This is a genomic window from Mesorhizobium sp. BR1-1-4, from assembly GCF_020165375.1.
Lineage (GTDB): Bacteria > Pseudomonadota > Alphaproteobacteria > Rhizobiales > Rhizobiaceae > Mesorhizobium > Mesorhizobium australicum.
Genome location: NZ_JAIUIB010000005.1, coordinates 411,918 through 433,515 on the forward strand (window position 1 = coordinate 411,918; position 21,598 = coordinate 433,515).

Sequence of the window (21,598 nt, forward strand, 5' to 3'; positions counted from 1 at the left end):
ATCGGCAACTCACCCTTGTTCCTGCATCCGTTTCGCGATCGCCCGGCGCAGATCCGGCGCCGCAGCGACAAGCGCCTTGGCCGCCTCTGATTGTGGCTGATCGAGCACTTCGCTCGTCCTGCCGCGCTCGACGATCTTGCCGTCATGCATGACAAGCACCTCATCCGTGATGGCGCGGGCGACGGCCAGGTCATGAGTGATGAAGAGATAGGCGATGCCGAGTTTCCGGTTGAGTCCGGCGAAGAGGTCCAGGATCTGTGCACGAATCGAAACATCGAGCGCCGAGACCGGCTCGTCGGCGACGACAAGCCTGGGGCGCGTGATGATGGCGCGGGCGATCGACAGGCGTTGGCGCTGGCCGCCGGAAAATTCGTGCGGATATTTGTGCATGTCGCGTTCGTCGAGGCCGACCTCGTGCAGCGCATGCGCCACCATCTCGCGGCGCTCGGCGCGCGTCGGTTTTTTCTCCAGGACATGCAGGGGTTCGGCGACCAGTTTTTCGACCTTCTGGCGCGGATCGAAGGAGCCGTAGGGGTCCTGGAAGACAACCTGCATATCGCGCCTGGCCGGCTTCAGCTCGGCCTCGCTCCTGCCGGTGATGGGTTCGCCGCGAAAGCGGATCACGCCCGAACTCGGCCGGTCCAACGCCAGGATCATGCGGGCAAGGGTCGACTTGCCGCAGCCGGAGCGGCCGACCAGCGCCACCGACTGGCCCGGCGCCATCGACAGGGAGACATCGTCGACCGCACGTATGTCGGGCGCGCGCCTGAACAGCGCGATGCGGCGGCCGGGGTAGTCGCGGCTGACGCCCTCAACCTGCAGCAAGGGTTGGTCCATCCCGACACGATGAGGCTTGGCGCGCGCCGGAACATGCATCGAGGCCTGCGCCAGCTGGCGCGTATAGGGATGGAACTGTTCCGAGAGCGTACGCGCCGTGTCGCCGGCGTCCATCACCTCGCCATGGCGCAGGATGGTGATGCGGTCGGCCATCTCCGTTACGACAGCGAGATCATGCGAGACCAGCAGCAGACCCATGCGGTTCTCCGCCACGAGATCGCGCAGGAGGTCGAGGATCTGTGCCTGCAGCACCACGTCGAGCGCCGTCGTCGGCTCGTCGGCGATCAGCAGCTTCGGCTTCAGCGCGCAGGCGATGGCGATGACGACGCGCTGGCGCTGGCCGCCCGACAATTCGTGCGGATAGCGCGACAGCGGGAATTTCGCTTCGGGCAGGCCGACGCGGTCGAGCATTTTTCGCGCCCGCTCCTCGGCGTCGGCACGGCTTGCCCTGGTGTGCCAGCGTATGCCTTCGGCGACTTGTTCGCCGATCGTCTTGACCGGATTGAGCGCCGTCATCGGCTCCTGGAAAACCATGCCGATGTCGTCGCCGCGCAAGGCACACATCTGGTCCTCGGTCGCGCCGAGAATATCGATGCCGTCGAATGTAATGCGCCCGGTGGCGCGTGCGGCATGGGGCAGGAGCCGCATCACCGTCAGCGCGGTCATCGATTTGCCGGAGCCGGATTCGCCGACCAGCCCCATCACTTCGCCGGGCGCGACGGAGAGCTCCATGTCTTTCAGGATCTGTGTGTCGCCGATGACCAGCGACAGATTATCGACTTCGAGCAGGCTCATCGCTGCCGCCGCGACTTCGGGTCGAGAATGTCGGCGATGCCGTCGCCCAGAAGATTCAGGCCGAGCACGGTGACGACGATCGCCATGCCGGGGAAGATCGCCATCCACGGCGCCACCACCATGCGCGTCTGGGCGTCGAACAGCATGCGGCCCCAGCTCGGCATTGGGGGCTGAGCGCCGAGGCCGAGATAGGAAAGCCCAGCTTCGGCCAGGATGCCCAGCGCGAACTGGATTGTGCCCTGCACGAGGAGCAGCGTGGCGATGTTGGGCAGCACGTGTTCGATCGATATCTGCGTGCTGCTCTTGCCGGCGGCGCGCGCGGCGAGGATGAATTCGCGCGGCCAGACGGCCAGCGCACCGGCGCGGGCGACGCGGGCGAACACCGGAATGTTGAAGATACCGATGGCTATGATCGCGTTGACGGCGCCCGGCCCGAAGATGGCTGTTATCATGATGGCCGACAGCAGCGCGGGGAACGCGAAGACGAGGTCGTTGATGCGCATCAGCGCCTCGTCGGCGAGGCCGCCGCGCGCGGCGGCGAAGGCGCCAAGCGGCACGCCGACACCCATGCCGATCCCGACGGCGACCAGCGCCACGGCGATCGAGTTGCGGGCGCCAACCATGATCATCGACAGGATATCGCGGCCGAAATGGTCGGTGCCGAACCAGTGCGCCAGCGAGGGACCTTGCGTCTTGTCCGCTATGACGAGCCTCGTCACATCGAAGGGTGTCCAGACATAGGAGACGACAGCCATCGCCAGGATCAGCACGGTGATGACGAAACCGGTAACGAAAGCGGTGTTCCCAAACGCCTTGGCCAGGATGCCGCGGAACGTCTCGTCGGGGATGTCGATGCGCAGCGTCATTGCCGGGTCCTCAGGCGGGGATCGACCACCGCATAGGAAAGGTCGACGACGAGGTTGACGGCAATGACGGCGGCGACCAGCAGCATGACGACGCTCTCGACGACGATCAGGTCGCGCTGGGTGATCGCCTGGAACACCAGCCGGCCGAGTCCGGGCAAATAGAAGACATTTTCGATGATGATGGTGCCGGCGAGCAGGAAGGCGAACTGCAGGCCAAGGATGGTCAGCACCGGGATCATGGCGTTGCGTAGCGCGTGCCGCCACAGCACGGCTCGATAGGGCAGGCCCTTGGCGCGGGCGGTGCGGATGTAATCCTCGTTGAGCACCTCGATCAGCGCCGAGCGGGTGACGCGCGCCAGGATCGCCGCTTGCGGCAAGGCAAGCGCCACCGCCGGCAACAGCAGCGATTTCAGTGCCGGCCAGGCGCCGGCGCCCCAACCAGGAAAACCACCGGCCGGGACCAGACGCAGCCAGACGGCGAAGACATAGATCAGCATCAGCGCGAACCAGAAATTGGGCACGGCAACGCCAAGCTGCGCGACGCCCATTGAAATCGTATCGCCGGCCCGTCCGCGCCGGCTGGCCGAAAACAGGCCGACCGGAATGGCGATCAAGGTGGAGAGCGCGAGCGCGATCAGCGCCAGCGGCAGCGAGACGGCCAGCCGTTCACGCACGAGATCGATGACCGGGACCGAGTAGGTATAGGAGCGGCCGAAATCGAGGGTGAGCAAGCCGCCGGCCCAGTGCAGATAGCGCAGTACGATCGGCGCGTTGAGGCCCATCTGGTTGCGCAAGAGTTCCACTTGGTCGGCACTGGCGTTCATGCCCAGCATCAGCCGCGCCGGATCGCCGGGGAGGATCTCCAGCACGGAGAACACCACCATCGAGGCAAGCACCAGCGTGGCTAAAGCGACGGCGAGGCGCTTGAGGAGGTAGGCGCTCATGGAAGGCGAGGGAGTGGCGCGCGCACCACGAATCTCACTCGCTCCACTTCACCTTGGTCAGGTCATTGGCCTGGATCGGCGCATTTTCCCACAGGCCTTGCAGCTTGGCGTCCCAGACACCGACCTTGGGCAATTCGTAGAGGAAGCCGACCACGGCGTCGTCGGCCAGGATCTTCTGGGCCTCGCCAAGCAGTTCCTTGCGCTTGGCCTCGTCGGAGGTGAGGTTGAGGTCGGCGATCACCTTGTCGAAGGTCGGATTGTCGTAGTTGAAGTAATAGTCCTTGCGCGCATAGATATCGATGTCGTTGGGCTCGGTGTGGGAGACGATGGTCAGGTCGTAATCCTTCTTGGTGAACACCTGGTCCAGCCACTGCGCCCATTCGACCGGGATAATCTCCAGGTTGATGCCGACATCGCGAAGTTGCGAGGCGATGATCTCGCCACCGAGCCGTGCATAGCTGGGCGGCGGCAGTTTCAGCGTTGCCTTGAAGCCGTTCTCCAGCCCGGCTTCTTTCAGCAGTTCCTTGGCCTTGTCGACATTGTGTGGATAGAGGCCGGTGAGGTCGACATAGTCCTTGTTCGCCGGCGACATATGCGAGCCGATCGGCAGGCCAAGGCCGGCTGAGGCGCCGTCGATGATCGCCTTGCGGTCGAGCGCGTAGGAGATCGCCTGCCTGACCTGCAGCTTGTCGAAAGGTAGCTTCTTGTTGTTGATCGAGAGGATGGTCTCGCCTTCGGTCGAACCGATCACCACCTTGAAACGCGGATCGTCCTTGACCTGTGCGAGGCTGTCGGGATCGAAGAAGGGGAAGGCCTGGATGTCGCCGGACAAAAGGGCCGGCACATAGGCCGCGGCATCGGGCACGATGCGGAACTCGACCTTGTCGAGGAACACCGGAGCGCCCCAGTAATGGCCAGATTTGACCAGCGTGATCGATGATCCCTTGGCCCAGTTCTGGAACTTGAACGGGCCGGTGCCAACCGGGTTTTCCTTGTTGGTGGCGGCGGATTTCGGCGACACCATCACCGCGTCGCCCCAGCCCATATTGTAAAGGAAGGATCCTTGCGGGTTTTTCAGCGTGACGTTCACCGTCGCCGGATCGATGACATCGACCTTGTCGATGGCCGCGAACAGGCCCTTCTGCGCGTTGACCGAATTGTCGGCGCGGGCACGGTCGAGCGAGAATTTCACGTCATCGGCGCTGAAATCGGCGCCGTCGTGGAATTTGACGCCGGTGTGCAGCTTGAAGGTGTAGACCTTGCCGTCATCGGAAATGGTCCAGCTTTCCGCCAGATCCGGCAGCACTTCGCCATTGGGTCCGATCCGGGTCAGGCCCTCGAAGACATTGGCGTAGAGCACTTCCTTGATCGCCGCCGCGGCACCAGCGGTTGGGTCGAGATGCGGCGGTTCGAGCGGAATGCCGATGACCAGGTCGGTTCGGGCCGCAAAGGCGGAGGTTCCTGCGGCCAATGCGAGAACCGCGGCGGCCAGAATGGTTTTCCACAATCTCATCGTGCAACTCCCCATGCGTTCAGGACACGTGCTCAAGCCGGGCGATAGAAGCGTGATTTCGCGTGGGAGTAAATTGCGTTTCGTGCTGCCAGGCAGGATGGCTGGGAATGTTTTTGTCGTGCCAGCCCTGTCGGCGGGCCGAAGCTTATCGCGATGCAGGGGTTATCCCGTGGCCGTGCCGCGCAGCAGCACGTTGAGCCCGATCGCCATCACCTTGGCCGATTCCACCATGTCCGATATGCCAACCCACTCGTCCGGCCGATGGGCGAGGTCGAGAATGCCCGGGCCATAGGCGACGCAGTCGTAGATATGCCCGATGCGGGCGATGTGCTTCTGGTCGTAGGTGCCGGGCGAAATGACGTAGTCGGGCTCGCGGTCGAAGATCGCATGAATGCCTTGCGCCACCGCCTTGACGACGGGCGCGTCGCGCTCGGTCATCAGCGGCGGTACTTCCATCAGATCGCGGATCTCGTAGTCGAATTTTTTGCGCTCGCGCTTCAGCCGGTCGAGAATGCCGGTCACTTCGGCTTTGACCGTGGCCAGATCCTCCTCGAGAAGGAAGCGGCGGTCGATGGTCAGACGGCAGGAATCGGGCACGTTGGGGGAGGGCAGGCCAGGGCGGAAATCCTCGGTCTGGCCGCCATGAATGGAATTGATGTTCATGGTCGAGCGCCTGGCGCCTTCCGGCACCACCGGCATGCGCGTGACCTTGAGGTCGAGTGCCGGGAACAGTTCGCCCTCGAATGCCTGCAGCACCGCGCCCATATGGCGCACCGCATTGTCGCCGAGAAACGGCATCGAGCCGTGCGCGATTTCACCCTTGGTCTCGATCTCCGCCCACCAGACGCCGCGATGGCCGAGGCAGATGCGGTCCTTGTTGAGAGGCTCGGGAATGATGACGTGATCGACCCTGGGTTTCGAGAAATAGCCGAGCCCGGCCAGATGGGCGACGCCGCCGAAGCCGCCGGATTCCTCATCGACCGTTCCCGAGATCTCGATGGCGCCGGGAAAATCGGGAAAGACTTCCAAAAAGGCTTCGACAGCGATGATGGATGCGGCGAGGCCGCCCTTCATGTCGCAGGCGCCGCGTCCATAGACCTTGCCATCCCCGACGATGCCGGCGAACGGATCGACGGTCCAGCCCTCGCCGGCTTCGACAACGTCGATATGCGAATTGAAATGGACGCAGGCACCAGGTGACCGTCCATCAAACCGCGCAACGACATTGATGCGCGGATAGCGATCGGTGTCGCCGGGCGTGCCGTCGGCGCGGATGAACTCGGTCTCGAAGCCGCTCTTCCTTAGCCGCGCACCGATATAGTGGGCGCATGGCCCGTAGGCTTCACCGGGTGGATTTATGGTCGGAAAGCGGATCAGGTCGGCGGTCAGCGCCACCAACTCGTCGCGCCTGATGTCGATTGCCTTGAGGAGTCGCCCGTTCATGCCGCGAGTTGAGCAGCGATCCCAGTGGTTTTGCAAGCCCGTCGATCAAACCCGTGCAACGTGTCGTTGTGGCAACTATCGCGGGAAATCGTTCAAATTCACTGCTTTGGATTGGCGAATTGGTCAAAGACGGTGTGTTATCTGTTCACCGCCATTAAAAAGGTGAAAAACAACGTGATGGCGAGCAGGCAAGGGCAATCAAAGGGGTTTGATCGCATGAAAATGTCATTTCTCAAGGCAGCAGTATTGGTCGTCGCGCTGTTTGGCGCATCGGCCGCAAGTCAGGCGGCCACATTGGTGGCGAACATCGACGTGTCGTCGCAGACAATGACGGTTCGTTATGGCGATTCTGTCTATCGGTGGGCTGTCTCGACCGCCCGTCCGGGCTATTTCACGCCGCGCGGCACCTACCGGCCGCAGCGCACGGCGCGGATGTGGTATTCGCGCAAGTACGACATGTCGCCGATGCCGTACTCGGTGTTCTTCCGTGGCGGCTATGCCATCCATGGATCGGGCGCCGTCAGGCAGCTCGGCCGTCCGGCTTCGCATGGCTGCGTAAGGCTGCATACGGCCAATGCCGCGGCCTTCTATTCGATGGTCCGCGAAGTGGGCTTCGGCAATACGCGCATTGTCGTCACCAATTAGGCAATTGGCGATTTGTTGATACTTTGCTTGCTGGCGGAGGAACGCACGTTCCCGCCAGCGGCTTGTTCAGTTGTTTGAGACGGGAGCCGGCTTGGTGCGGTTTTTTCGCCGCCACTTGCTGATCTCCCACCTTTTGTGGAACCACATCCATTGGCCTGGATCCTCTCGGACCCAGCGCTCGACGACGTCATTCAGCATCTGGGTGGTGGCGTGGACATCGACGCTGCCGTCGGCGGTGCGCGGCAGGACCAGCTTGTCCTCGATCTCGAGCCGGAAGCGGTTGCCCGGCAACCTGATACAACGCGCCGGATAGACGTCGCAGTCATAGTGGCGGGCAAGGGTGCCGAGCACGCGGTTGCTCTGGCAGGGACGGCCGAAGAAGGTCGTGTCCAGGCCGTTGGAGAATTTCTGGTCGACGAGAACGCCGATATTGCCGCCATTCTCCAACACCCCCGCCAGCGCGAACGAGGCACCGGCCATCGAAGGCAGCAAGCCTCCCATGGTCGATCGCCTTGTCGAAAGGATGTAGTCGGCGAGGTAGGGGTTGTTGGGCGGCCGAAACAGCGCCGTGATGTTCATGCCGAAGGTCGCGGCCGCCACCGGCAGCAGCTCGAAATTGCCGAGATGGCCGGTGAAGACGATGTGCGGCTGCTTCTCGGCCGCGATCTCCACGAAATGCTCTGTTCCCTTGACCTCGATACGGCCGGACTTTCCGGCCGCTGGATCATAGTCGAACAGGGCGTCGAGGAAGATGTATTCAGCGGCAAGGCGGGCCATGTTGCCCCACATGTCGGAGGCGATGGCCCGGATTTCGTCCTCGCTCTTTTCCGGATAGGCCTTGCGCAGATTGTCGAGGGCGACCTGGTGGCGTCCGACCCTTGGACCGATGAGGCGTGCGGTGCGGTCGGCAAAATTCAGCGCGCTGTCGACCGGCAGCAGGCGCAGCAGCGACATGATGACCATCGCGAGACGCGCAACAAACCAGTAATTCACCTGGCGCAATTGTCTGCCATAGCGAAATTTCAGATCGCGGCGAAGCTTCTTGAGCACGGAAATCGAGGCTCTAGAGCATGATGCCGAAAAGTGTGAAGCGGTTTTCGGATGACATCATGCTCTATTCCTTGATTTAGAGGCGGATTCAGATTTCAGGTCAATTCGACCTGAAATCATCCGACTCTAGGCGACGCGCAGGATGATCTTGCCGAAAACGTCGCGGCCTTCCATGCGCTTCAGCGCGGCATCGATATCGTCGAAGCCGACCTCGGTGTCGATCACCGGAGCGACCTGTCCAGCGGCCATCTTCTGCATGGCGTTGGCCATGTTCTCCATCCGGCAACCGAAGGATCCGAGCAGTTTCAACTGCTGCTGGAAGAGCTGCATCAGGTTGATCTGCGTCGACACGCCGGAGGTCGAACCGCAGGTCACAAGGCGACCGCCGCGCTTCAGGCACAGCATCGAACCGGCAAAGGTGTCGGTGCCCACATGCTCGAACACCACGTCGACGCCTTTCTTCTTCGTCAGCTTGCGCACGACGCCCTCGAAACGATCGTCGCGGTAGTTGATGACATGGTCGGCGCCGAGCGCCTTGGCCTTGTCGATCTTGTCGTTCGAGCCGACCGTGGTGATGATCGTGCAGCCCATCCGCTTGGCCAGCTGGATGGCCGCCGAGCCGATGCCGGATCCGCCGGCATGGACGAGGATCGTCTCACCGGGCTGCAGCCTGGCATTGTCGAACAGCATGTGCTCGACGGTGCCGAAGGTAACGGGCGCCACGGCAGCCCCGATATCGGTTACACCGGGCGGGGCGGGGACCAGCAGGCGCGCCGGCAGGTTGATCTTCTCCTGCGCGAAACCGTCGAGATGGAAGCCGTGAACGCCCGAAACATGCTCGCACAGATTGTCGCGGCCTTCGCGGCAGGCACGACAGAGGCCGCAGGTGCGCGCGCCGTAGATCGATACCAATTGTCCGGGCAGCAGGCTGGAAACGCCGGGACCGACCGCCTCTACCTCGCCGGAGGCCTCGGCACCCACGACCAGCGGCAGCTTGCGCTTGGCGAAGGCCATGCCGCGCCAGCCCCAGACGTCGATGTGGTTCAGCGCCACCGCCTTGATGCGCAGCGTCACTTCGCCAAGCGCGGGAGGCGGCGGGGGTGGCAGGTCCACCGTTTCAAGGCGGCGGTCCTCGATAAGTTGCAGTGCGCGCATGGAGCCTGTCGGTTCTGTTAAGCGGAAAGGGCTCGCTTAGACCGGTTCCCGCGCCATGACAAGGCAAGTGTTCTGGCCGCCAAAGCCGAAGGAGTTCGACAGAACGGAGCGAACCTGCGCATCGCGCTTCTTGTTCGGCACGACGTCGAGCACGATCGCCGGGTCAGGATTGTCATAGTTGATGGTCGGAGGAATGACGCTTTCGCGCATCGTCATCAGCGAAAACGCCGCTTCGACCGCGCCCGCCGCCGACAGCGTGTGGCCGATCATCGACTTGTTGGACGAGATCGGCATCGAGCCGATGCGCTCGCCAAACACCGTCGACAGCGACAGGTGCTCCATCTTGTCGTTTTCCGGCGTCGAGGTGCCGTGTGCGTTGACATAGTCGATCTCGTCTTCGCCGAGACCCGCATCCGCAAGTGCGGCCCGGACAGCGGCAATCGCCGGCGATCCATCCGGCTTGGAGCGCGTGCGATGGAAATCGTCGGCCTTTTCGCCACAGCCGCTGAGGATGCCGAGAACGGCGGCCCCACGGGCAAGCGCCGCCTCCAGCGATTCCAGCACCAGAGCGCCGGATCCCTCGGCCAACACGAAGCCGTCACGGTCCTTGGAAAACGGCTTGGAAGCCTTTTCCGGATTGTCGTTGTGGGTGGAGAGAGCCGACAGCAGCGAGAAGCGGATCAGCGCCTCGGCGGTCGCCGAGCCGTCGGCGCCGATCGACAGCGCCCGGTCGCATTCGCCACGGCGGATCGCCTCGACGCCGAGCTGGATGGCGGTGGCGCCGGAGGCGCAAGCCGTCGAGAGCGTGATCGGCAGGCCACGCGTGCCGAACCGGTTGGCGAGCCGGTCGGCGATCGAGCCGAACTGGGTGGTTTCGAAGAGATCGAGTTCCTTCAGGCCGCGCGCCACGCGCAGCAGCCTTTCGGCGCCGGAATCCTGCTTGTCGGAATTGTAGAGCGAAAAGCGATCGTGCCAGTCGAGTTCGACCGGCGGCGAGGCGAGGAAGAGAGGGCCTCCGAAATCGCCGGAATTCAGGCCGGCTTCGCCAACAGCCTCCTGAGCCGCGGTTTCCGCCAGTTCATAGGTGAGAAGGCTTGCCCCCCTGGAACTCGACGGCAGAAAATCGACCATGCCGGAGATCCGTGTGTTGAGGTGATCGACCGGGAAGCGGGTGATCGGGTGGATGCCCGACTTGCCCGAGGTCAGCGCGCCCCAATTGTCTGATTTGCCGACGCCGAGCGAGGTCACCACCCCGATACCGGTAACGGCAACGACGGGCCTGCCCATGTGATCTCTGAAATTGGCCATCCGGGAGCCCTCTTATCTCTGCAGTGCGTTCGCCAGACGCCGCCTCAAGCGGCGTTGACCAGCGCCACGCCCTCGAATTGGTGATAGCCGATCGCCGTTGCAAGGACGCTCGCGGGAATGCCTTCAAACGGCTTTTCGGCCGTGGCGTCAAAGACAGGGTAGGCGGCCTTGCGGTCGACCGCGAGTGCCGCCAGCGCTACGGCGAAGGGAAACTGCGCTTCCTTCATGTGCCCGGTCAACGTTGTAAAACCGCGCGCCGATATCGCCGGATTGGCGTCGAGCGCCGCCTTTTCGGCCGATGTTGCCGCATGCGCGCCCGATGCTCCCGACATGGCGAGCAGCTTGCCGTTCGGCAGCAGCGCCTGTTTGAGCAGGAGAGCGATCTCGGCGTCGAGTTCTCCGCGCGCGCGCCTGGCGCGGCCGGAGACGACGGGGCCGAGTTCAGCGTAGATCTTGCGTCCGCGGCTTGCCGCGTGTTCGCGCTGCTCAAGCACCAGGAAGGCACCGCCGGAACCTGAGACCACGCCGCCGCCCTCGGCGCCCTGCCTTTGCCAGACGGGCTTCCACGGGCCGCGATGCAGGTAACCGGCCAGCTCGTAGCCGAGCAGCATGTCGGAATGTTCCGTCTGGAAGGCGCCGCCGACCAGGATGTGCGTCGACTGGCCGGAGCGAATGCGCGCGGCTGCCGTCTCGACGGCGGCGACGCCAGCGCCTTCCTCGCCCATGAAGGTCCTGGACGAGCCGGTCACCTTGTGGACGATGGAGATGTTGCCGGCGAGCAGATTGGAAAGCTGCGCCAGGAAAAGCGTCGGTCGCAATTCGGTGGTCAGCTTCTCGTTGAGCAGCACGCCGCGGTCGTTGCGGTTTTCCGAAGCGGCTAGAATGTCGGCGTCGACCGCTTCGTCGCGCTCGCCGCCGCCGGCCGCCACAACCATGTCCATGGTGGTGCAGAGTTCGTCATTGCCCTTGATGCCGGCGTCGTCGAGCGCGAGGCCCGCCGCATAGGTGCCGAGCCTCTGCCATGTCTCCATCTGCCGCTGATCGCCGCGCTTGGCGATCTGCAGGTTCCAGTCGATCTCGGGCAGTGGATGAACCGTGTAGGGCGCGAAGCGCCCGGCCTCGAGCACCGGCTCCCGGCCCGGTTGCGCCAGCTTTTGCCAATGGGCGTCAGGACCTTCCCCCAGCGAGGAAACAAGGCCGATACCTGTGATGACGACGTCGTGGGGGCTGCTCATGAGCGGCTTTGTGGGTCAGGTGACGGAGCGCGTCAAGTCACGCGCCCTGATGACCTCAGGCGGTCTTGGCGGCAACCAGCGCGTCGATCTTGGCGCACAGGTTCTTCATGACGAAGTAATCGTCGGTCGAAGCCTTGCCGTCATTGACTTCCTGGGTCCACTTTTCCAGCGGCACCTTGATGCCGAATTCCTTGTCGATGGCGAACACGATGTCCAGGAAGTCGAGGCTGTCGATGCCGAGATCGTCAATGGTGTGGCTCTCGGGCGTGATGGTGTCGATATCGATCTCGCTGGTGTCGGCAATGATCTTGGCGACTTTGTCGAACGTTGTAGACAAGGGGCTTTTCCTTCTTTGCGGGCGGAATCTGTCCGCATTCGTTTGGGCGCTGTCTAATCGGTTTTTCCCGGCAGGAAAAGGCCTGTTAAGCCGGGCGCAGATGGGTAGGATGCCCAGGAAACGCAAGAAGGGCCGCCGGTCGCCCCGGCGGCCCTTCCGTTGACGCTACGTAAGCTCAGCTGTCGCGGAGCTTGACAAGGTCGTTCAGCAGCCCGCCCGTTCCGTTGTGGACGGTCAGTCGCTCGACCTTGCCGGCGATGGTTTCCAGAGCCTCGAGCTCCTTCAGCCGCAGCATCACCGGGTTCTCCGCCATCACCTTGGCCGTGTTGAGCAGGGAACGCGTGGCGTTCGTCTCCTCGCGGCGGCGGATGACGTTGGCCTCGGCCTGCTTTTCGGCCGAAACCACATGGTTGAGGATCTCGCGCATCTCACCCGGCAGGATGACATCCTTGAGCGAGATATCGCTGACCTCGACTCCGATCTCGGCCATGTCGGCACGGACCTTGGCCGCCGCTTCCTCGTCGACCGTCACCTTCTTCTCGAGGATCTGGTCGAGCGTGAGCGCGCCCAGCGTCTTGCGGAACGCGTACTGCAGGGCGCGGTAGAGGGCCTCGGAGAAGTCCTTCACCGCGCTCACCGCCTTGACCGGATCGATGACCCGGTATTCGGCCGCGATGTTGACGCGGATCGTGACGCGATCCCTGGTCAGCACTTCCTGCCCGGCGACATCGAGCGGCTGGCGCTTGAGGTCGACGACCTTGATCTGCACCATCCGTCCGACGTTCCAGAAGCCGTGCACGCCAGCGGCAAGCGTCCGCACAAGGACACCGTCGATGAACAGCAGCCCGGCCTGGCCGTCGACAACCGGGTGAACGGACATCAATTCCGCCTTCCGGGCCTGGCCGAGCCGGCGCATGACAGCCGGATCGATGGCAAGATCGGCCGAGGTGTCGATCACCGTCACCTTCCACGGTCCGGCATCGGTCCACAGTACCAGCTTACGGTCGGGGGCCTGCACGGAATGCAGGTTGCCGTCACGCTCGATGACGGCAACTTCCGTGCGCCCGGTGCGCACGACGGTGAAATGACGCGCGGCCACGTCCGGGAGCTTGTCGAACAACGCCTTCTCGTACGCCGAAACGAATTCCGGGCTCTTCAGATCGTGCCGGGACACCTCAAGGCTCTGGTTGCGGTTGGCGAGCCAGTGCTCACCCGGCAGCAGGACAGCCTTGATCTCCCCCTTGTAGAGAGTGAGGGCACGTTCGTTTTCCCTAACGAGGACGCGCTCGCGCCCAAGAACTGTATCGAGAATAGTCATTGTCTTACTCCTGTCGGGCATGGCCCCATGCGAGGCGTCACGTCATGCGTCGATCTTCCCTTCGTTTCTCGTTTCACTTCCAATTCCGGACACGAATGATCCGGGGACTGGTGGCATCGATGCGCGGCGGGCCTGCGGGAGCGGATCGCGGGGCAGCGAAGCGGGCGCCGGAGGCGAGCCTCCCTTGCCGGCGACACTGCGCCTTGACCATCACCGCGAGCCTGGCCGCGAGCCGATGGCATCGGACTTTTCGATACGTTCTGGCCCGAAGGCCTCGGCCGTCCGTCACGTCTTCAGCATTCCAGTCCCCGGACCGTTTCAGATAACACCTGGCAGGGTGCTGGCTTATCGAGCCAATGGAGAAGGAATCGAACCTTCGACAATCAGATTATGAGTCTGATGCTCTACCAACTGAGCTATCCGTGGTGCAGACGACGGGACTCGAACCCACAACCTCCGGATTATGTCCGGCGCTCTCCCAGTTGAGCTACATCCGCGATCCCAATCCCCAAAGCGGCGCCGTATACAGGGCGGCAAAGCCGTCTGCACGGGCGGAGACGAAAGCTCCAACCGTTGTGCTCGCTTCGGTTTTCGTGACCGGGAGCGCGCCTATAGCCCCTGCGACGGGTTGTCGCAAGCGACATTGTCGTGTCGAATTCGCGGCTTCTTTCGGCGGTGGCATTTCGGCAACACTCATTGCCGCGCCCGCGTTCGGGAGCAGTTGTCTCAGAAGGTGACGCGGCCGAGTACGCGCAAGCCGTCGCCTTGCGGCTCGACCACCACTGCTTCGCCTTCGCGCGGCGACACGCCGGTCAGCGCCACGATGTTTTCGAGATGGGTGACCAGGACCAGATTGTCGGAGCCGGAATAGGCGCGGATTTCCTTCATGATGGCGGCGATCTGCGCTGCTTTCTGCGCATCGTCACCCTTCAGGAGATCGAGCGGTGCGAACAGCTCCGGCTCGGCTTCGAAAGCGGTGCGCGCGGTGTCGAGGCAGCGGCAATAGCGGCTGGACAAAATGCGCTCGATGGGAGCCGCGCGGGCGGCAAACAGGGCGCCGATCTTGCTTGCCTGCTGCTTGCCGCGCGCCGACAGATTGACCTGGGTGGCGCAATTGCCGATGTCGAAATTGGCCGGGTCGGTGGTGCCGGTGACCATAGCGTGGCGCAGCAGCACGACATGGCCGCCATCGCGCAGCAGCGCCCAGCCGGCGTCCGTCGCGTGCGCGGCGGCGGGGACGACAAGCAGGAACAACGCCAAGGCTAACCGGATCATCGCCACCCTTCCATGCTCCCGTGTCGGGCTCCAACCATTCGCATATAAGGATTGGAAAGCAGGCACAAAGACAAGCCGGGCGTCAGCCACGTCTCGCGCCTCACCTTTTAGCGAGCTGCTGCTTCACCAGATCGATCACCGAGCGGAACTCGGTACTTCTTCATCGCCGCGAGATGATGCGGCAGAGCCGCCGCGTAGGGCTGTTTTCACCAGCGACGCCATACATCGCCGAACGGTCGGTTCCGCGGCGAAGCCGATCACCGTGCCGAGGCTCGCATTGGCCTTGCGGTTCCAGCCCGCCAGTTCCGATCGGCTCGGCCGAGTGGGTTGGCGCACGCCGCACCCATGGCATCGGCAGGAAACGGATTGGTGCGGCAGGCATCGAGCAGCATGACCGGGTGCGATTGCGCAGCGACCGTGGCTCGCCTATCCCTGAAAAATGTCTCCGCTTACCGAAACCGTCCTGTTCGTCTTCAGTCTTGTCGCGCTCGGCTATCTCGCCGGGCTCACGGGCTATTTGAGACCGGCGAGCGGCGAGGGGATATCCGACTTCGCGGTCTCGGTGGCAATGCCGCTGCTCCTGTTCCAGACCATGGTCAATGCCGATTTTCATGGCGTGGCGCCATGGCCGCTATGGGGGGCCTATTTCACCGCCGTGGCGATCACCTGGGCCGCCGGCCATGTCGTCACCACGCGGATCTTCGGTCGCGATGCGCGCGCCGGGGTCGTCGGCGGGGTGTCGTCTGCCTACTCCAACGTCGTGCTGCTCGGCGCTCCCTTCATCCTTGGCATATTCGGTCCGAGCGGCTTCGAAGTGCTGTCGCTGCTGGTCTCGGTGCATCTGCCGATCATGATGATGGCTTCGATCGTGCTGTTCGAGATGTTCGGGCGCGGCAGCGGCGAACACGTGCATCCCTTGCGCGTTATCAGAAGTTTCCTCAGGCGGCTGTTCATGAATCCGCTGATCATCGGCATTGTCCTGGGCTTGGCATGGCGGCTCAGCGGCGTGCCGCTGCCTGGTCTCGCCATGCGCCTGGTGGATGCATTGGCCGATACGGCCGGGCCGGTGGCGCTGTTTGCCATGGGGCTCAGCCTGCGCCGCTTCGGGATATCAGGCAATGTCCGGCCGGCGCTGGCGCTTTCGGCGCTCAAACTGTTCCTGATGCCGGCACTGGTTCTTGCCTTCGTCTGGCTGCTCGGCCTGCCGCCCCTGACCGCCAAGGTGGCGGTTGTGGTGGCGGCGCTGCCCTCCGGCATCAATTCCTATCTCATCGCGGTGCAGTTCAACACCGGTCAGGCGCTGGCATCGAACCAGATGACCATCGCCACGGCCTGCGCGGCGATCACCACCGCTTTCTGGCTGACGGTTGTCCTGCATGTTTTCGGATAAGGTTGGCGACGCCGTACGCCAACGCGCTCTCGTCTTGTGCTGGTCCAACCCCTATATGCCATCTTGCGATTGCTTGCGGGGCTTTCCCTAGGTTAAGAGCAATGGCTCCAGCGCGCGGCCCTGCCTGCGCTTTACCGAAGACATCCAGATAGCGGCCCGTGAGCGCCGAACGGAGGCCAGACCATGCTTCAGAAAACCAGCCATTTCATGCGGCAGGCCAATCTCATCAACGGCGAATGGGTGCAGGCCGACAGCGGCCAGACGGTCGATGTGAACAATCCGGCTACAGGCCTCAAGATCGGCACCGTACCGAAGTCGGGCAAGGCAGAAACTCGCCGCGCCATCGAGGCCGCCGATGAAGCTTTCAAAACCTGGCGCAAGACGACCGCGCTCGAGCGCTCGAAGCTGCTGCGCAAGCTTCATGACGCGATGATGGACAATCAGGACGTGCTGGCCGAACTGCTCACCATCGAGCAGGGCAAGTCGCTGTTCGAATCCAAGGGCGAGATCGGTTCGGCTGCCGCCTACATCCTGTGGTTCGCCGAAGAAGGCCGCCGCACTTATGGCGATGTCGTGCCCTCGCCATGGGCGGACCGCCGCATCCTGGTGACGAAAGAACCAGTCGGTGTCATCGCCGCCATCACGCCGTGGAATTTCCCCTCCTCGATGCTGGCCCGCAAGCTCGGTCCCGCACTTGCCGCGGGCTGCACCGCTGTCGTCAAGCCGGCCTCGCAGACGCCGTATTCCGGCCTTGCCTGGGGGGCGCTTGCCGAGGAAGTCGGCTTTCCCAAGGGCGTCGTCAACATCCTGACCGGCGCCGCCGGCGAGATCGGCGACGAGATTTGCGCCAATCCGCTGGTCAAGAAGATCACCTTCACCGGCTCGACCGAGGTCGGCAAGATCCTGATCCAGAAATCGTCGGTGACCGTCAAGAAGGTATCGATGGAACTCGGCGGCAACGCGCCGTTCATCGTTTTCGACGACGCCGATATCGAGCGTGCCGTGGCCGGCGCGATCACCGCCAAATATCGCAATTCCGGCCAGACCTGCGTCTGCACTAACCGCTTCCTGGTCCAGGCCGGCGTCTATGACAAGTTCGTCGAGAAACTCGCCGCGGCCAGCAACGGGCTGAAGGTTGGTTCCGGCCTGGAAGAGGGCGTCCAGCAGGGGCCGCTAATCGACGAGAAGGCGGTCGAGAAGGTCGAGGAGCTGATCGCCGACGCCACGGCCAAGGGCGGCAAGGTCGTCGCCGGGGGCAAGCGCCACGCGCTCGGCGGTTCGTTCTTCCAGCCGACGGTCATCGCCAACGCGACGCCGAAAATGCGCTTTATGAAGGAAGAGATTTTTGGGCCGGTCGCACCCGTGTTCAAGTTCGAGACCGAGGAAGAGGCCGTGGCGCTCGCCAACGACACGGAGTTCGGCCTTGCCTGCTACTTCTACACCGGCGATCTCGGCCGCGCCTTCCGGGTCATGGAAGGCCTGAAATACGGCATGGTTGGCGTCAATGAAGGGCTGATCACCACACCTGAAGCACCGTTCGGGGGCGTCAAGGAATCCGGACTTGGCAAGGAAGGCGGACATCAGGGCATCGAGGATTACCTCGATACCAAATATGTGTGCATCGGCGGCCTCGGCCTCTGATAGGCTAGTCCGGAGGCAGGCTCGTACACCTGCCTCGAGGCTGAAGAACCAGCCGAAGTCCTTTGGATCCACTGACGTTTGCGGGCATGATGATGAAGGACGGCGAGGTTTTCGGCACGACGCAGGCAGGCGAACCGGTCCGCCGCTTCACGATCAGGGGCGGCGGCCTCACCGCCAACATCATCGGGCTCGGCGCCATCGTCCAGGACCTGCGCCTGGCCGGGCATGACGCGCCGCTGGTTCTCGGCTACAGCACTCTGGAAGCGTATGAGACAGATACTGCCTTCTTCGGGGCGGTGGTTGGGCGCTACGCCAACCGCATCGGCGACGCTCGTTTCACAATTGGCGGCAACCGCTATCAGACCGAGCGCAACTTCCTGGACAAGCATACGCTGCATGGCGGCTCGCAAGGCTATTCCCACCGGCCATGGACGGTTTCGCTGCATGGCAGGGACTTCGTCACGCTGACGCTGCATGATCCCGATGGCGCGATGGGCTTTCCCGGAGCGCTCGACGTTACCTGCACCTACCGGCTGAAAATTCCCGGCACGCTCAGCGTCGAACTGACGGCGACCTGCGAGGAGCCGACGCCGTGCAATCTCACCCAGCATTCCTATTTTAACCTCGACGATGGCGGTGCCGGCGACATTCTCGACCATAGGATGATGCTGAACGCCGGCGCCTATCTGCCTGTCGACGGCGACATGATCCCGACCGGCGTGGTCAAGCCGGTCGACGGCACGCCCTTCGATTTTCGCCAGGCGCGGCCGCTGCGCATGGAGACCGAGGGCGAACAGTTACCCTACGACCAGAATTTCTGCCTGGCCGCGGCGCGCGGTCCGCTCAAGCAGGCAGCTTGGGTGCAAGGGGCGAGTTCCGGCATCGAGATGGAAGTCTGGACCACCGAGCCCGGCGTCCAGCTTTATACCGGGCAATATGTGACGCCACGCACCGGCCTGGAAGGGCGGGGTTACAAGGCCTTCAGCGGCTTCTGTCTGGAGCCGCAGATATGGCCCGACGCGCCGAACCGGCCGTATTTCCCGCAGGCGACGCTATGGCCTGGCGCGATCTACCACCACGTGACGGAATATCGGTTCCGGCAGGGCTGACTTTTTCAGGACTGGCCGAACGCCGCCCGTAGCGTCTCGAACGGCGCCAATGCGCCGCGGACCTGCACGACGGCGGCGGCGACGCGGTGCGCACGCTGGACAGCGTCCGCCGGGGCAATCCCGCCAAGCCGTGCGGCGAGATAGCCGCCGTTGAAGGAATCGCCGGCACCGGTCGTGTCCACGGGCGCAGGCACGTGGATTGCGGCGACCTCCCGCAGCGCTCCACCCTTGCCAATCAACGCCGGTGCCTCGCCGTTCTTGACCACGACCTCCTTGACCAATTGCCCGAGGCGCTCGGCGGTCGCCTGCGGTGTGTCATCGCCGAACAGCATCTGCTCGTCCGGGAACGTCGGCAGCGCGATGTCGGTAACCGCAAGCGCCCGGGCAATCGCTGCTTGCGCGTCCTCGCGGTTACGCCAGAGCCGCGGCCGATAGTTGGGATCGAAGGCAATCAGCGAGCCCGCCGCGCGCGCCTTTGCCACTGCGGCCAGCAGCGTCTGGCGCGCGGCCTCATCGAGAATTGCCAAAGTGATTCCGGAGAAGTACACAAGCGCCTGATTTTCCAGGTTTTTCGCCAGTGCCGCCGGGTCCGAGGCGAGCTGCCTGGCGGCGGCGTCGCCGCGCCAGTAGGTGAAGGAGCGCTCGGCGCCGGTCAGCGCGATGGCATAGAGGCCGGGGCGCGCGCCCGGTATGACCGGACTGGAGCCGATGCCGATGCCGTTTTCGGCTAAGAAGTCGATCTGGCCCTGCGAGAAAGGGTCGTCGCCGAAGGCCGAGACATAGGTTGCCGGCCGGTCAGCGCTTAGGGCATGCAGCGCCCACAGCGTGTTGAACGTGTCGCCGGCAAAGCCCATGCGCCAGTTCGGCCCGGTCTGGCCCGACAGTTCCAGCATGCATTCGCCGATCGAGGCGACGCCGTTTCCCACCATCTGCAATCCTCCAGTGCTTTCGGTGCTGTAGCTTTTTGCCGAACGCAGCGCCATGCTTGGCAAGCAGGCTTTTTTCCGCCACAGCGTTTTCCCACAGGCTGGCGGGATGCGATCCGCCCGGCAGGACGTTATCTGCGAAAGAGGAACCGGTTTGGCATCGTTATGGCGTTATCTCCTGGCAGGTCTTGGTCTGGCTGCTTTGCTGGTCGGCGTTCTCGCGGCCGTTTATCTGACCGCGCCGCATTCGGCACAGCCCGCCGGCCCGGATGTCTCGCGGACGAAAAAAACCGACAACGGGTTGTACGTAGCGAGTTTCGTGCCGGAACGGGGCGTCGTGCGGCAGGGCGAACTGGAATCCTGGCTTCTGACGCTGAAGACAAAGACGGGGGCCTCGGTGGAGCGAGCCGCGATTGCCATCTCCGGTGGCATGCCGCAACACAATCACGGTCTGCCGACCAGCCCGCAGGCGACCGACTATCTAGGCGAGGGACGCTACCGCATCGAAGGGGTGAAATTCACCATGAGCGGCTGGTGGCAACTGCGTTTCGCCATATCGTCCGGCGCGGGCTCCGACACTGTGCTGTTCAACGTGGTGCTGTGAGCGGTCGATGAGGCGCTTTTTCTGCTTTTTGGCACTGACGGTGGCAGCCATCCTTGCCGGTTGCGGCAAGCCGGATTTTTCCGATGCCGAGAAGAAGACGATTGCATCGCTCGCGCTGAATACGCTGCCGGCGCTGAAGCCTGATACCACCAACCGCTTCGCCGATGAGCCGGCCGCGGCGGCGTTCGGCTCGACGCTGTTCTTCGACGTCGGGATGAGCCGCGACGGTGCGGTGTCCTGCTCGACCTGCCACAAGATCGACCGGCAGTTCCAGGACGACCTGCCGCAGGCGGTCGGAGTCGGCCACACCAACCGGCGCACCATGCCGCTGGCCGGCGTGGCGCGCGACCCCTGGTTCTTCTGGGACGGGCGACGCGACAGCCTGTGGGCGCAGGCGCTGACACCGCTCGAAAACCCGTTGGAACAGGCGGGAAACCGTGCTGCCTACGCGCATTACATGAAGGCGCGTTTCGGCGAACGCTATGAGCGCATCTTCGGGCCATTGCCTGATTTGTCCAGCATTCCGCCAAATGCGAGCCCGCTTGGAAGCGATGCCGAAAAAACCGCCTGGAACGCGATGAGCGATGCGCAGCGCGACGCAATCAACGGCGTCTATGCCAATATCGGCAAGGCGATCGCCGCTTTCGAACGCTCGATCGAGCCGGCACCGACACGCTTCGACCGCTTTGCGCTGGACCTTGCGACAGGCGCCGAGCCGAAAGGCGATGCCGTCTTTTCCACGGAGGAAATCCTTGGGTTGAAACTGTTCGTCGGCAAGGCCAATTGCGTGAGCTGCCACAACGGCCCGCGCTTCAGCGACAACGGTTTTCACAACACGGGTGTACCGCCTGCTGCCGGCCTGCCGGCAGATCGTGGGCGCGTCGATGCGGTGGCCCAGGTCGAGGCCGACCCGTTCAACTGCTTCGGAGCCTATCGCGATGGCGAGGCCAGTGCCTGCGGCGAGCTGCGCTTCATGGTCAAGGATGCGCCGGAACTTGTGCGCGCCTACAAGACGCCGTCGCTGCGCGGTGCGGCGACGCGGCCGCCTTACATGCACGCCGGGCAGTTTTCATCGCTCGACGAGGTCGTCGCTCACTATGCCAAGGCTGCGCCAAGCGTCGAGGGCAGTTCTGAAATTCACCCGCTGGAGCTCTCGGACCGCGAGCGCGCCGCACTGGTGGCGTTCCTGAAGACGCTATCGGAATAG

General features: G+C 63.6%; 19 protein-coding genes and 2 tRNA genes. 6 read left to right on the top strand and 15 right to left on the bottom strand.

Annotated elements, in window-relative coordinates; genetic code table 11:
* Nucleotides 1-9: 9 nt before the first annotated feature.
* From LB571_RS13725 to LB571_RS13745, 5 genes are all read right to left on the bottom strand, one after another.
* Nucleotides 10-1,632 (bottom strand): ABC transporter ATP-binding protein, encoded by a 1,623-nt coding sequence (locus LB571_RS13725; protein WP_224595091.1) that lies wholly within the window; start codon nt 1,630-1,632, stop codon nt 10-12.
* Complete coding sequence (locus tag LB571_RS13730) at nt 1,629-2,498, bottom strand: ABC transporter permease (RefSeq protein ID WP_140615978.1); 870 nt, start codon at nt 2,496-2,498, stop codon at nt 1,629-1,631. The genes LB571_RS13725 and LB571_RS13730 overlap by 4 nt, the downstream gene beginning before the upstream one ends.
* A complete protein-coding gene (locus LB571_RS13735) occupies nt 2,495-3,442 on the bottom strand; it encodes an ABC transporter permease (RefSeq protein WP_140714876.1) in 948 nt (315 codons plus the stop codon). The genes LB571_RS13730 and LB571_RS13735 overlap by 4 nt, the downstream gene beginning before the upstream one ends.
* Nucleotides 3,443-3,476: 34 nt before the next feature.
* Nucleotides 3,477-4,955, bottom strand: a complete 1,479-nt coding sequence (locus LB571_RS13740; RefSeq protein ID WP_224595092.1) for an ABC transporter substrate-binding protein — start codon at nt 4,953-4,955, stop codon at nt 3,477-3,479.
* Between the two features lie 162 nt (nt 4,956-5,117).
* Nucleotides 5,118-6,398: an acetylornithine deacetylase/succinyl-diaminopimelate desuccinylase family protein gene (locus LB571_RS13745; protein WP_224595093.1), complete on the bottom strand. Its 1,281-nt coding sequence runs from the start codon at nt 6,396-6,398 to the stop codon at nt 5,118-5,120.
* A 216-nt stretch (nt 6,399-6,614) separates the two neighbouring features.
* On the opposite strand from LB571_RS13745, the gene LB571_RS13750 reads away from it, so the two are divergent.
* Complete coding sequence (locus LB571_RS13750; protein WP_224595213.1) at nt 6,615-7,043, top strand: L,D-transpeptidase; 429 nt, start codon at nt 6,615-6,617, stop codon at nt 7,041-7,043.
* A 66-nt stretch (nt 7,044-7,109) separates the two neighbouring features.
* On the opposite strand, the gene LB571_RS13755 is transcribed toward LB571_RS13750, so the two are convergent.
* From LB571_RS13755 to LB571_RS13795, 9 genes are all read right to left on the bottom strand, one after another.
* Nucleotides 7,110-8,093 (bottom strand): lipid A biosynthesis lauroyl acyltransferase, encoded by a 984-nt coding sequence (locus tag LB571_RS13755; protein WP_224595095.1) that lies wholly within the window; start codon nt 8,091-8,093, stop codon nt 7,110-7,112.
* Nucleotides 8,094-8,219: 126 nt separating this feature from the next.
* The gene (locus tag LB571_RS13760) at nt 8,220-9,248 is read right to left on the bottom strand and encodes a zinc-binding dehydrogenase (protein WP_224523101.1); all 1,029 of its coding nucleotides are present in this window, start codon (nt 9,246-9,248) and stop codon (nt 8,220-8,222) included.
* Between the two features lie 36 nt (nt 9,249-9,284).
* Entirely contained in the window at nt 9,285-10,556 is a 1,272-nt protein-coding gene (locus LB571_RS13765; RefSeq protein ID WP_140822012.1) for a beta-ketoacyl-ACP synthase, read from the bottom strand.
* A gap of 44 nt (nt 10,557-10,600) precedes the next feature.
* Nucleotides 10,601-11,791, bottom strand: a complete 1,191-nt coding sequence (locus LB571_RS13770; RefSeq protein WP_015317468.1) for a beta-ketoacyl-ACP synthase — start codon at nt 11,789-11,791, stop codon at nt 10,601-10,603.
* Between the two features lie 55 nt (nt 11,792-11,846).
* Complete coding sequence (locus LB571_RS13775) at nt 11,847-12,128, bottom strand: acyl carrier protein (protein ID WP_010909964.1); 282 nt, start codon at nt 12,126-12,128, stop codon at nt 11,847-11,849.
* 175 nt (nt 12,129-12,303) lie between these two features.
* A complete protein-coding gene (locus LB571_RS13780) occupies nt 12,304-13,446 on the bottom strand; it encodes a slipin family protein (protein WP_224595099.1) in 1,143 nt (380 codons plus the stop codon).
* A gap of 357 nt (nt 13,447-13,803) precedes the next feature.
* Nucleotides 13,804-13,868, bottom strand: a tRNA-Met gene (locus tag LB571_RS13785).
* Between the two features lies 1 nt (nt 13,869).
* Nucleotides 13,870-13,943 (bottom strand) — tRNA-Tyr (locus LB571_RS13790).
* A 229-nt stretch (nt 13,944-14,172) separates the two neighbouring features.
* Nucleotides 14,173-14,721, bottom strand: a complete 549-nt coding sequence (locus LB571_RS13795) for a histidine phosphatase family protein (RefSeq protein ID WP_015317470.1) — start codon at nt 14,719-14,721, stop codon at nt 14,173-14,175.
* A gap of 439 nt (nt 14,722-15,160) precedes the next feature.
* On the opposite strand from LB571_RS13795, the gene LB571_RS13800 reads away from it, so the two are divergent.
* The 3 genes from LB571_RS13800 to LB571_RS13810 all read left to right on the top strand — a co-directional run bounded on the left by LB571_RS13800 (nt 15,161) and on the right by LB571_RS13810 (nt 18,861).
* Nucleotides 15,161-16,111 carry an AEC family transporter gene (locus LB571_RS13800; protein WP_224595102.1) on the top strand — a complete coding sequence of 317 codons (951 nt, stop codon included), beginning with the start codon at nt 15,161-15,163 and terminating at the stop codon, nt 16,109-16,111.
* Between the two features lie 183 nt (nt 16,112-16,294).
* Entirely contained in the window at nt 16,295-17,752 is a 1,458-nt protein-coding gene (locus LB571_RS13805; protein ID WP_140661079.1) for an NAD-dependent succinate-semialdehyde dehydrogenase, read from the top strand.
* A gap of 86 nt (nt 17,753-17,838) precedes the next feature.
* Nucleotides 17,839-18,861 (top strand): aldose epimerase family protein, encoded by a 1,023-nt coding sequence (locus tag LB571_RS13810; RefSeq protein WP_140616499.1) that lies wholly within the window; start codon nt 17,839-17,841, stop codon nt 18,859-18,861.
* A 5-nt stretch (nt 18,862-18,866) separates the two neighbouring features.
* On the opposite strand, the gene LB571_RS13815 is transcribed toward LB571_RS13810, so the two are convergent.
* Nucleotides 18,867-19,790, bottom strand: a complete 924-nt coding sequence (locus LB571_RS13815; protein ID WP_140714892.1) for a sugar kinase — start codon at nt 19,788-19,790, stop codon at nt 18,867-18,869.
* A 151-nt stretch (nt 19,791-19,941) separates the two neighbouring features.
* Between LB571_RS13815 and LB571_RS13820 the strand changes: the two genes are divergently transcribed.
* Nucleotides 19,942-20,391 carry a FixH family protein gene (locus LB571_RS13820; protein ID WP_041163818.1) on the top strand — a complete coding sequence of 150 codons (450 nt, stop codon included), beginning with the start codon at nt 19,942-19,944 and terminating at the stop codon, nt 20,389-20,391.
* A 7-nt stretch (nt 20,392-20,398) separates the two neighbouring features.
* Nucleotides 20,399-21,598, top strand: a complete 1,200-nt coding sequence (locus LB571_RS13825) for a cytochrome-c peroxidase (protein WP_224595107.1) — start codon at nt 20,399-20,401, stop codon at nt 21,596-21,598.

Coding starts and splice junctions, on each gene's coding strand:
- LB571_RS13725 (WP_224595091.1), bottom strand. CDS start 1,632: ATGAGCCTGCTCGAAGTCGATAATCTGTCGCTGGTCATCGGCGACACA.
- LB571_RS13730 (WP_140615978.1), bottom strand. CDS start 2,498: ATGACGCTGCGCATCGACATCCCCGACGAGACGTTCCGCGGCATCCTG.
- LB571_RS13735 (WP_140714876.1), bottom strand. CDS start 3,442: ATGAGCGCCTACCTCCTCAAGCGCCTCGCCGTCGCTTTAGCCACGCTG.
- LB571_RS13740 (WP_224595092.1), bottom strand. CDS start 4,955: ATGAGATTGTGGAAAACCATTCTGGCCGCCGCGGTTCTCGCATTGGCC.
- LB571_RS13745 (WP_224595093.1), bottom strand. CDS start 6,398: ATGAACGGGCGACTCCTCAAGGCAATCGACATCAGGCGCGACGAGTTG.
- LB571_RS13750 (WP_224595213.1), top strand. CDS start 6,615: ATGAAAATGTCATTTCTCAAGGCAGCAGTATTGGTCGTCGCGCTGTTT.
- LB571_RS13760 (WP_224523101.1), bottom strand. CDS start 9,248: ATGCGCGCACTGCAACTTATCGAGGACCGCCGCCTTGAAACGGTGGAC.
- LB571_RS13765 (WP_140822012.1), bottom strand. CDS start 10,556: ATGGCCAATTTCAGAGATCACATGGGCAGGCCCGTCGTTGCCGTTACC.
- LB571_RS13770 (WP_015317468.1), bottom strand. CDS start 11,791: ATGAGCAGCCCCCACGACGTCGTCATCACAGGTATCGGCCTTGTTTCC.
- LB571_RS13780 (WP_224595099.1), bottom strand. CDS start 13,446: ATGACTATTCTCGATACAGTTCTTGGGCGCGAGCGCGTCCTCGTTAGG.
- LB571_RS13795 (WP_015317470.1), bottom strand. CDS start 14,721: ATGATCCGGTTAGCCTTGGCGTTGTTCCTGCTTGTCGTCCCCGCCGCC.
- LB571_RS13800 (WP_224595102.1), top strand. CDS start 15,161: ATGTCTCCGCTTACCGAAACCGTCCTGTTCGTCTTCAGTCTTGTCGCG.
- LB571_RS13805 (WP_140661079.1), top strand. CDS start 16,295: ATGCTTCAGAAAACCAGCCATTTCATGCGGCAGGCCAATCTCATCAAC.
- LB571_RS13810 (WP_140616499.1), top strand. CDS start 17,839: ATGATGATGAAGGACGGCGAGGTTTTCGGCACGACGCAGGCAGGCGAA.
- LB571_RS13815 (WP_140714892.1), bottom strand. CDS start 19,790: ATGGTGGGAAACGGCGTCGCCTCGATCGGCGAATGCATGCTGGAACTG.
- LB571_RS13825 (WP_224595107.1), top strand. CDS start 20,399: ATGAGGCGCTTTTTCTGCTTTTTGGCACTGACGGTGGCAGCCATCCTT.